This is a genomic window from Kitasatospora griseola, from assembly GCF_014648555.1.
GTDB lineage: Bacteria > Actinomycetota > Actinomycetes > Streptomycetales > Streptomycetaceae > Kitasatospora > Kitasatospora griseola.
The window spans coordinates 22,076-29,832 of the sequence record NZ_BMRI01000009.1; the positions used below are offsets into that span (position 1 = coordinate 22,076).

7 protein-coding genes and 1 pseudogene are annotated in these 7,757 nt (G+C 76.3%); 2 read left to right on the forward strand and 6 right to left on the reverse strand.

The features are described 5' to 3' along the window. Positions 1-35 precede the first annotated feature (35 nt). The 3 genes from IEZ12_RS13780 to IEZ12_RS13790 all read right to left on the reverse strand — a co-directional run bounded on the left by IEZ12_RS13780 (position 36) and on the right by IEZ12_RS13790 (position 2,863). Complete coding sequence (locus IEZ12_RS13780) at positions 36-647, reverse strand: bacterial proteasome activator family protein (RefSeq protein WP_100590251.1); 612 nt, start codon at positions 645-647, stop codon at positions 36-38. An 88-nt stretch (positions 648-735) separates the two neighbouring features. Next, the gene (locus IEZ12_RS13785) at positions 736-1,776 is read right to left on the reverse strand and encodes a hypothetical protein (RefSeq protein ID WP_189272322.1); all 1,041 of its coding nucleotides are present in this window, start codon (positions 1,774-1,776) and stop codon (positions 736-738) included. Positions 1,777-1,894: 118 nt separating this feature from the next. Further along, a complete protein-coding gene (locus tag IEZ12_RS13790) occupies positions 1,895-2,863 on the reverse strand; it encodes an NAD(P)H-quinone oxidoreductase (protein WP_100590257.1) in 969 nt (322 codons plus the stop codon). Between the two features lie 151 nt (positions 2,864-3,014). Here IEZ12_RS13790 and IEZ12_RS13795 point away from each other — a divergent pair, with 151 nt between their 5' ends. Beyond that, on the forward strand, positions 3,015-4,124 hold the full coding sequence (locus tag IEZ12_RS13795) for a potassium channel family protein (protein ID WP_189272323.1): 1,110 nt from the start codon (positions 3,015-3,017) through the stop codon (positions 4,122-4,124). Between the two features lie 92 nt (positions 4,125-4,216). On the opposite strand, the gene IEZ12_RS13800 is transcribed toward IEZ12_RS13795, so the two are convergent. From IEZ12_RS13800 to IEZ12_RS13815, 3 genes and pseudogenes are all read right to left on the reverse strand, one after another. Beyond that, the gene (locus IEZ12_RS13800; protein WP_373295472.1) at positions 4,217-5,449 is read right to left on the reverse strand and encodes a molybdopterin molybdotransferase MoeA; all 1,233 of its coding nucleotides are present in this window, start codon (positions 5,447-5,449) and stop codon (positions 4,217-4,219) included. Beyond that, positions 5,446-6,362, reverse strand: a pseudogene (locus IEZ12_RS38355) (NTP transferase domain-containing protein). Before IEZ12_RS38355 ends, IEZ12_RS13800 begins: the two are co-directional and overlap by 4 nt. Positions 6,363-6,372: 10 nt before the next feature. Continuing rightward, positions 6,373-7,326 (reverse strand): MBL fold metallo-hydrolase, encoded by a 954-nt coding sequence (locus tag IEZ12_RS13815; protein WP_189272326.1) that lies wholly within the window; start codon positions 7,324-7,326, stop codon positions 6,373-6,375. A 210-nt stretch (positions 7,327-7,536) separates the two neighbouring features. Here IEZ12_RS13815 and IEZ12_RS38360 point away from each other — a divergent pair. Next, positions 7,537-7,757 (forward strand): type I phosphomannose isomerase catalytic subunit (locus IEZ12_RS38360; protein ID WP_373295480.1); only part of this gene is annotated, 221 nt, incomplete at its 3' end.

Genomic DNA, 7,757 nt, shown 5'->3' on the forward strand with positions numbered 1-7,757 from the left:
TCGGGGCCGCGCCGCAGCGCGGCCCCCGAGGCCGACTACAGGTACGGGCCGGAACGCAGACCGCGGCCCGGACCCGGCTCCTCCAAGTCCCCCTCCGCGCCGTGCAGTCCGGGCGGCAGCGCCCGCCGCATCTGCTCCAGCTGCGCCCGCGCCGCCATCTGCTGGGCGAACAGCGCGGTCTGGATGCCGTGGAACAGGCCCTCCAGCCAACCCACCAACTGCGCCTGCGCGATGCGCAGTTCGGCCTCGGTGGGGATGGTGTCGTCGGCGAACGGCAGCGACAGCCGCTCCAACTCCTCGACCAGCTCGGGCGCCAGACCCAGCTCCAGCTCCTTGATCGAGCTGGCGTGGATGTCCTTCAGCCGGGCCCGGCTCGCCTCGTCCAGAGGCGCCGCCCGCACTTCCTCCAGCAGCTGCTTGATCATGCTGCCGATCCGCATCACCTTGGCCGGCTGTTCGACCATCTCGGTCACCGGCAGTTCACGCGGCTCGTCCTCCTCGCCGCCCCGGCCGAGCCCGCCGGCCGGGGCGGTGCCCACCGCCATGCCGTCCGGTCCGACGATCAGCACCTTCGGACTGTCCTCGGACTTCCCGCTCGACGCCTGGTAAGGCTCTTGCTGCGACCGCTCGTTCATCGGGTTGGTCATAGCTCCTTCATATGCTTCGTCCACCGCGGAGGTCAACGAACCTGGTCCCGGGATCGTCCCACCCGGCGGGCGCCCGCGTCGCACGGTCTCACCGCCGGCGCAGCTTCATGCCGACCAGGCCGAGGCCCAGTCCGATCATGCCCAGTCCGACGCCCAGCGGCAGCTGTCGCGCGGACTGGTCGCCCAGGTGCAGCGGCCCCGCCGGCACCACCGGGCCGGCCAGTGGGGCCCCGCCCGCGACCACCGCGTCGTCCGCGCCGCCGCCCGTCGCGGGGTCGGCCGCGTCCTCGTCGCTCCCCCCGGTCCCCTCCACCCCGCCGGTCGTCCCCGGTGTCCCCGCTGCCTCAGTTGCCCCCGGTCCGGGCGCCGGCTGCTGCCCGCCGGCCCCGTCCGTCGCGGCCGTCGGCGGCTCGGGCTGCGCCGGGGTCGGGGTCGGCGTCGGCGGCACCGCCGGCCGCTGGTGGTGGTGCGCCCACCCGGGCCGGGCCGGCGCCGGGGCCGGGGCGCTCGACGGGGTCGGTTCCGCGCTCGGGGGCGCCGGGGGCTCGGCGGGCAGCTCGGCCGGGCGTCCTGCGGACGGCGACGGCTCGGCCGGGGCGGGCGGCTCGACGGCTGCGGGAGGCCCGGCGGCCACGACAGGCGTGGCGGACACGGCGGCGACGCTCGGCGGAGCGGACGGCGTGGCGACGGGCATCGGCGTGCGGGACGGCACGGCCGGTCCGGCGGGGGCGGGGGTCGGGCTCGGGGAGCCGGTCGTCCGGGTGGAGCTCGGGGCGGCGGGCACCGGGACGGGGACGGGCGCGGGGACGGCCTGGGCCGTCCCGGATATCGCGCCGTCGGCCGGCGCCGTCGGCTGCAGGGACCGCCCCGCCGCCGCGGCCTGCGCGAGCTGCTCCGCGGCCGATCCGACCTCGGCGTCGAACTCGGCCTGCGCCTGCTGTCGGGCGGCGTCCAGGCGCGCCTGGGTCTGCTGTCGGAAGTCGGCCGTCGGATCGGCGGCGAAGACGGGGGCGGCCAGCAGCAGCGGCAGCGCCAGGCCGGTCAGCGCGGCCCTGCGGAGCAGCGCGCCGGGGCGGGCGGTGGGGGTGCGGCGCGGGGCCGGGGGCACGGGGCGGCGGCGAGCGAGCATGGAAAGCAGGTCCTCCCGACGGTCGCCCGCAGCGAGGTGCGGGCGGAGGCGGAACAGCTTGGATCCAGCCTCACACACCGGGACATTCCGGGCATTTCCGCCGCCCCGCGGCCCTTGCTCACACCTCCAGGACGACCTTTCCGACCTGGGCGCCCGCCTCGACCACGCGGTGCGCCTCGGCGGCGTCGGCGATCGGCAGGACCCGGTCCACCACGGGCCGGACCACACCCGCCTCGACCAGCGGCCAGACGTGCTCGCGCACCGCGGCCACGATCGCCGCCTTCTCGGCCAGCGGACGACCGCGCAGGTTGGTGGCGATCACCGCGGCCCGCTTGGCCAGCAGGGTGGCCAGGTTGAGCTCGGCCTTGACGCCGCCCTGCATGCCGATCACCACCAGGCGGCCGTTGACCGCGAGGGCGTCCACGTTCCGCTCCAGGTACTTGGCGCCCATGATGTCGAGGATGACGTCGGCCCCGCCGAGCTCGGCGAGCTCCGCGACGAAGTCCTGCCGGCGGTAGTCGATCAGCACGTCCGCGCCGAGTTCGGCGCACCGGGCGAGCTTCTCCGGGCTGCCGGCGGTGACCGCCACCCGGGCCCCGACCGCCTTGGCCAGCTGGATCGCCATGGTGCCGATGCCGCTGGCGCCGCCGTGCAGCAGCACCGTCTCGCCGGGGCGCAGGTGCGCGACCTGGAAGACGTTCGACCACACCGTGCAGGCCACCTCGGGCAGCGCCGCAGCCTGCGCGGGCGTCAACCCCTTGGGCACCGGCAGAAGTTGACCGACCGGGACGGCGACCTGCTGGGCGTAGCCGCCGCCGGCCAGCAGCGCGCACACCTCGTCGCCGACCGCCCAGCCGGCCACACCGGGGCCGAGCGCGGAGATCCGGCCCGCGCACTCCAGCCCCGGGTAGGGCGAACTGCCCGGCGGCGGATCGTAGAAGCCCTGACGCTGCAGCAGATCGGCGCGGTTGACCGCGGTGGCGGCGACCTCGACCAGCACTTCGCCGGCCGCCGGAACGGGATCGGGCACCTCGGCCCAGACCAGCTGTTCGGGACCGCCGGGCTCGGGAATCGTGATGGCTCGCATGGCCGCCACGCTACGCCCCCGCCCTCGGGCCACACCGTCCCCCCGCCGTCCACCGGCAGTCCGTCAAGGGCCGGGGCCCCGACCGGACAGGCTGACGACACTCCGCCCCCGGGGTCGGTGGGCGACGCCTCCACCCCCCATCCTTGTGCCTGTGTCGAACTCCAATCCGCCCGACGACCCGGGTGCCCGGCCGTCCCGTCTGACGCTCAGTCGTTTCCGGGACCAGGGCACCGAAGACACCGACCCCGCCCGCCGGATCTCGCTGCCCGCCCGCCGGACCCGCCCGCCGCTGCGGCAGGTCGGCCGCCGCCTGCTGCTGGCGCTGGGCGTGCTGGTGGCGACCACGCTGATCGTGTACCTGGACCGTGACGGCTACAACGACAACGCGAACGGCTCGGTCAGCTTCCTCGACTCCGCGTACTACGCGACCGTCACCCTCTCCACCACCGGCTACGGCGACATCACCCCGGTGAGCGACGGTGCGCGGCTGGTGAACATCTTCGTGATCACGCCGCTGCGCGTGGTCTTCCTGATCATCCTGGTCGGCACGACTCTCGAAGTGCTCACCGAACGCACCCGCCTGCAGTGGCGGATCGAACGCTGGAGGCATGTCGTGCGGGACCACACCGTCGTCATCGGCTACGGGACCAAGGGCCGCAGCGCCGTGGACACCCTGCTCGGACAGGGCGTTCCGAAGGACTCCATCGTGGTGGTCGACCCGCAGCCCCGGGCCATCGACCAGGCCACCCACGACGGCCTGGTCGGCGTGCTCGGCGACGCCACCCGCACCGCGACCCTGATGCGCGCCGAACTGCCGCGCGCCGCCCAGGTGGTGGTCGCCCCCGAGCGCGACGACACCGCCGCGCTGATCACCCTGACGGCCCGCCAGCTCAACCGGGGCGCCACCGTGGTCGCCGCCGTCCGCGAGGACGAGAACGCCCCGCTGCTCCGGCAGAGCGGCGCCGACGTGGTGGTCACCTCCTCCAGTTCGGCCGGCCGCCTGCTCGGCATGTCGATGCTCAGCCCCAACGCGGGCGCCGTGATGGAGGACCTGCTCACCTACGGCAACGGCCTGGACGTCACGGAACGCCCCGTCACCAAGGCCGAGGCCGGACAGAGCCCGCGCGAGCTGCCCGACCTGGTGGTGGCCGTGGTGCGCGGGCGCCGGGTGCTCAACTACACCGAACCGGAGGCGGCGGTGCTCCAGCTCACCGACCGGCTGATCGTCATCAAGCCGGGCACGCCCGTCGTCCCGCAGTGACCTGACGGTTCCACGTGGAACACCCGCCCGGGCAGTGCCCCGGTCGGCCCGGTCCGGCGGTCGGGTTCCACGTGGAACATCCGCCCGGCCGGTCAGGGCAGCGGCAGCACCTCGGCGCGCTCCCCCGCCGCCAGACCGCCGGGCGGCACCACGGCCAGCGCCTCCGCCCGGGCCAGGCCGCGCAGCATCGCCGGGCCGTCGTGCGGCAGCGGGGCGAGCCCGGCGGGAGTGCGCCGGACGGGGTGCAGCCGGGTGTCCACCGGGTGCCCGGGCAGCGCGGCGGCCAGCGCCTCGGTCGGCCCGGCCGCAGGGGCGACGCGCCCGGACAGCGCGTGCAGCAGCGGCAGCGCGAGCGTCACCAGGCCCGCGACGGCCGCCAGCGGATTGCCCGGCAGGCCCACCAGGTGCCGACCGCCCGGCAGCGCCGCCAGCAGCATCGGATGCCCGGGCCGCACCGCCACCCCGTCCACCAGCAGACGCCCGCCGGTGGCCTCCAACGCGGCGTGCAGGAAGTCCACCGGCCCGGCGGCGGTGCCGCCCGTGGTCAGCACCAGGTCGGCGGGCGAGTGCCGGATCGCGTCCCGCAGCAGACCGAAGTCGTCCCGGACGTAGCGGCTGCCGAGCAGTTCCGCCCCGGCGGCGGCCAGCCACGGCGGCAGCAGCGGGCCCAGCGCGTCCCGCACCCGGCCCGGCGCGGGAAGCCCCGACGTCAGCAACTCGTCGCCCAGCAGCAGCAGTTCGACGGTCGGACGGCGGTGCACGGCCAGCCGGTCGTGCCCGGCGGCAGCCGCCAGGCCGAGCACCGCCGGAGTCACCGGCAGCCCGGCGGGCAGCAGTTCCTCACCCCGGCCGCACTCCTGCCCACGCGGCCGGACGTCCTGGCCCGGGCCGACCACGCCGTGCAACTGGACCGCCCCGTCCGGCAGTTCGACCAGTCGGCCGCGCTCGCGACGGAGCACCCCGGTGGCGCCGGACGGCAGCTGGGCGCCGGTGGCGATCTCCACCGCCGCGCCGTCCGCCAGCGGGACCCGGCCCTGACCCGCCAGCACCCGGCCGGACAGCCGCCACGGGCCCGGCCCGGCCACCGCCCAGCCGTCCATCGCCGAGGTGTCGAAGGCGGGCAGGTCGGTGAGCGCGGTCAGCGGCTCGGCGAGAGTCCGCCCGACCGCGGCCGCCGGCGGCACCGGCTCCACCGGCAGCGGGCGCGCCGCCGCCGTCGCGGTGCGCCGGGCCACCGGCCACGGGCAGCCGCGCAGCGTCGCCGCCGCGGCCGCCGCCACCGCGCCGACCGGATCCACCGTCCCCCTGCCCGCCCCGCCGCTCACCGCTCCGCCGGGCCGTCCGCCTCGGCCGCCCACCGCTCGGCCAGCGCCGTCGCCTTCGCGGACGCCTCGGCCACCGCCGCCGCCCCGCCGCCGCTGCGCGCCGCCGCGTACCCGACCAGGAACGCCGTCAACGGCGCCGCCGGACGCTCCACGCCGTGCGCCACCACCCGCGTCATGTCCAGCAAACCCCGGACGTCCACCGCCAGGTCCAACCCCAGTTCGGCGGCCGCCGCGGCCATCCACTCGTCCAATGTGCGCTCCATGACGCCCATGCTGCCCGATCCCGCGAGCCGCGGGCCGCAGGCCGCTTCCACCCGGAGCGCCACACACCGGTGGCTCAGTGCTCCCCCGCCGCCCGCAGGCGGGCCGCCGCCAGTTCGTCCGGGGTGTCGCAGTCGAAGGACGCGCCCGTCGGGTCGGCGACCCGGGCCAGGTGCAGCGGGGCGGTCAGGGCGCGCAGGGGGCGGCCGGCCGGGTCGCCGAGCGAGGTGAGGGTCTCGCGCAGTGCGGTGGTGCGGTAGGCGGCGGTCAGCGGCTGGTCGCGGCCTACGGCGTCCACCAGCAGGGCGCCGTCCGCGTCGCCGACGGCGGCCAGCAGTCGGGTCACCGTGGTGGTGTCGAGGAACGGCAGGTCCGCGGCGAGCAACAGCACCAGCGGCGACGACACCTCGGGGAGCGCGGCGGCCACCGCCGCCAGTGGGCCGCCGCCCGGCGGGTCCTCGCGCAGCCAGTGCACGCCGGTGCGGTCGGTGGGCCGCCGCGGGCCGACCACCAGGATCCGGTGGGCGCCCGCGCAGGCGGCCAGCACCCGGTCCAGCAGCGGCCGCCCGCCGACCGTCAGGGCCGGCTTGTCCGTGCCGCCGAGCCGCCGGCCCGCCCCACCGGCGGCCACCACTGCGTCGTACTGCGTCATCCGGGCAGTATCACCGCTCGTCGCCCGGCCCGTCGTCCTGCTCGTCCTCCTGCTCGTCGACGATCTCCGCGTCGATGATGCCGTTGTCCTCCTGCGGGACCTCCGCGCGGCCGACGTTGGCCGCCGCGCCGAGCTCCAGGATGGCCGGCAGGGTCAGGCCGCCGTAGCGCTCGTTCACCGCGGTGGCGAGGGCCTCGGCGTCCCGCGGGTGGTCGGCCAGCGCCTCGTCGAAGTCGCGCAGGTACTCGGCGGTGAAGCCCAGGACGCGGTGCGCGGCGTCGTCCATGCCGGGAGCGCGGTGTCCGGCGATCACCCGGTCCACGCTCAGGTCGGCGATCCGGCCCAGGTTGTGCGACCACTGGCCGCGGGCAGCCGGGTCGGTGTCGGCCGTCCACACGTGGGTGCCGTTGTAGACGAAGTCGCCCGCGACCACGGTGTGGATGCTCGGCAGGTACACCACGGTGGAGCCCGCGCTGTCGGCCTGGCCGAGCGGCAGCACCCGGATCAGCTGACCGTCGATCATCAGCGGCTGCGGGAGCAGCGGGGCGGGCAGCCGCGGCCGGTCGGGGATGTCGTCGCCGTACACCGGCTTCCACTGCGCCACCTTCGCCGCCGCGGTCTGCCGGATGCCCTCCACCACCGACGGCGCGGCCAGCAGCTGGGCGTCCGGGAACAGCCGGAGCACCTCGTCCGCGCCGAAGTAGTGGTCCGGGTGCTGGTGGGTGACCACGATCGCCAGCAGTTGGCGGCCCTTGCCGGCGATCCACTCGGCGAGTTCCCGGCCCGCGCTGCGGGTCAGCTGGGCGTCCACCAGGATCGCCGTGCGCTCGCCCATGATCAGGCTGGAGGTGGCGAAGAACGCGCTCTCCGGGCCGGTGAAGACGTCGACCGCCAGCGGGGGGAAGGGCGGCGCGGCACCCGCCCCACGGCCCTCGGCGCTCTCGTCGGGCGGTGACGCGGTCACGGCTGCTCCCCTGGTCGGTGTCGGTGGCGGGACCGATCGGCCCCGGTTACCGTCCCAGCCTCTCCGGAACACCCGTCCGATGCCGGTTGGCGCGCCCAGGAGAGTGATCACTGGCACCATCGGGCGGCCAGGTGCGTCAGCTATTGTCGGTGGTCCTCGCGCACTGGCCACCGCAGCGCACGCATGTCCGCACGTATCCGGGAGTACTTGATGGACCGGCTCGACAACACCGTCCGCGACTACGCCTGGGGGTCGGCCACCGCCATCCCCGAGCTGCTCGACCGGCCCGCCACCGGTGAGCCGCAGGCCGAGCTGTGGATGGGCGCCCACCCCGGCGCGCCCTCGGTGGTCGACCGCGGCAACGGCCCGGCGCCGCTCGACCGGGTGATCGCCGCCGACCCGGCGGCCGAGCTCGGCGCCGCCGCCGTCGC

Excerpts from the sequence above, each read along its gene's own strand:
- IEZ12_RS13780 (WP_100590251.1), bottom strand. The coding sequence starts at position 647 with ATGACCAACCCGATGAACGAGCGGTCGCAGCAAGAGCCTTACCAGGCG.
- IEZ12_RS13785 (WP_189272322.1), bottom strand. The coding sequence starts at position 1,776 with ATGCTCGCTCGCCGCCGCCCCGTGCCCCCGGCCCCGCGCCGCACCCCC.
- IEZ12_RS13790 (WP_100590257.1), bottom strand. The coding sequence starts at position 2,863 with ATGCGAGCCATCACGATTCCCGAGCCCGGCGGTCCCGAACAGCTGGTC.